1 protein-coding gene and 1 pseudogene are annotated in these 1,799 nt (G+C 76.4%); one reads left to right on the forward strand and one right to left on the reverse strand.

Features of this window, described 5'->3' with window-relative positions; translation table 11 throughout:
• Positions 1–888 (reverse strand): polyprenol phosphomannose-dependent alpha 1,6 mannosyltransferase MptB (gene mptB / locus AB0I76_RS29195; protein WP_357042158.1); only part of this gene is annotated, 888 nt, incomplete at its 3' end.
• Between the two features lie 45 nt (positions 889–933).
• Here mptB and AB0I76_RS29200 point away from each other — a divergent pair.
• Positions 934–1,799, forward strand: a pseudogene (locus tag AB0I76_RS29200) (hypothetical protein); the annotation flags it as partial.

Raw genomic sequence — 1,799 nt, forward strand, 5'->3', positions numbered from 1 at the left:
ACACTCTTCCCCCCCCCGCCGCTCGTCCGACCACCCCCCCCCGCCGGCGCGCCCCCGCCCCCGCCCCGAGACCCCCCGGGCGTCGGCGGCCGGGGCCGCCCACGGCACCACCACCAGCGCGGTCGCCTTCAGCGCCCCGGCCAGGCCGAGGATCACGCCGGCCGCCAGCAGCGGACCCGGACGGCCCGGCCGGGACGCCACCAGGGCCAGCCCGGCCACCAGCAGCCCGACCATCATCGCGTCGTTGTGCGCGCCGGAGACCAGGTGCACCCCGACCAGCGGGGAGCCCAGCGCCAGCCAGAGCGCCCGGCCCTCGGGGATCCCGCAGCGGCGGGCCAGCACCGGCAGGCAGGCCGCCGTCAGGGCCAGCCCGGCCAGGGCGAGCAGACGGAAGAGCACGATGCTGCCGACCAGCGACCCGGTGATCTTCACCACCGCGCCGGCAAGCAGCACGAACAGCGGCCCGTACGGTGCCGCGGTGTCCCGCCAGATCGGCGAGACCGTCTCCAGCCAGGGGCAGGGCAACGCCGACACCCCCTGCGCGTACGGGCTGAACCCCGCGGCGTAGGTGGCGCCCTGGCAGGCGTACGCGTAGACGTCCCGGCTGCCCAACGGCGGCGCGACCAGCAGCGGGACCAGCCAGAGCCCGACGGTGACCAGGGCCCAGCGCGCGGACGGCACCCGGTCGCGCAGCGTCCACCACGCGTAGCCCATGAGGCCGAGGCCGACCGACCAGATCGCGATCAGCAGCGGCCCGTTCGGGCCCTGCCAGATGCTCAGCGGGTTCACCTTGTGCGGCGACGAGGGCAGGGCTCCGCCGACGAACGCGGCGACGGCGAGCAGGGTCGATCCGGCCAGGCCGGTCCAGCGTGCGAGGTGGAGGGGCACGGAAGGACATGCTGCCAGTACGGTGGTCGCGGTACGGAGGTGGGCATGCGGCACGGTCGGGTGGTGGCGGTGGCCGCGGGTTTCGCCGCGGTGCTGGCAGCGGCGTACCTGATGCTGCCCCCGACGGGCTCGGACCTCGCCGCCCAGGTCGCCCGGGCGGACTTCTTCGCCGCCCACGGATTCTCTCCGGTCGACCTGCGCTGGTACGGCGGGGTGCAGCAGTTCGGCTACAGCCTGCTGTCCCAGCCGTTGATGGCGACGCTCGGTGTGCGGGTCGTCGGGGCGGTGGCGCTGGTGGCGGCGGCGAGCGCGTTCGCCGCCCTGCTGGTGCGTACGCGGGTGCCCCGCCCGCTGCTCGGCGGCCTCGTCGGGGTGGTCACGATCGCCGGCAACCTGGTCTCCGGCCGGGTCACGTACGGCCTCGGGGTGGCCTTCGGGCTGGCCGCCCTCCTCGCGCTCACCCTGCCTGCCCGGGGCGTCCGCCGACCGCCCGCCCGGCTGGTGCTGGCGGCGCTCGGCGCGCTGCTCGCCTCGGCCACCAGCCCCGTCGCCGGGCTCTTCGTCGGCCTGGCCGGCGCGGCCCTGCTGCTGTCCCGCCGGTACGCCGACGGCCTGACCCTCGGGGTCGCGGCGGCGCTGCCGCTCGGCGTCACCGCGCTGCTGTTCGGCGACGGTGGGTGGATGAACATCAGCCGCACCGACACGCTTCGCGCGGTGGTGGCCAGCCTGCTGGTGGCGGCGCTGGTGACGTACCGGCCGGTGCGGGTGGGTGCGCTGCTGTCGGCGGGCGGGGTGCTGGCGGCGGCGCTGGTGGACACCCCCGTCGGGCTGAACGCGACCCCAGCGGGCCCTGCTCGGCCTGCTGGCCAGCCGGGTCAACGACGTGGTCGGCTTCGAGGAGATCATCGACG

The sequence above is a fragment of the Micromonospora sp. NPDC049799 genome (assembly GCF_040656655.1).
Classification (GTDB): domain Bacteria; phylum Actinomycetota; class Actinomycetes; order Mycobacteriales; family Micromonosporaceae; genus Micromonospora.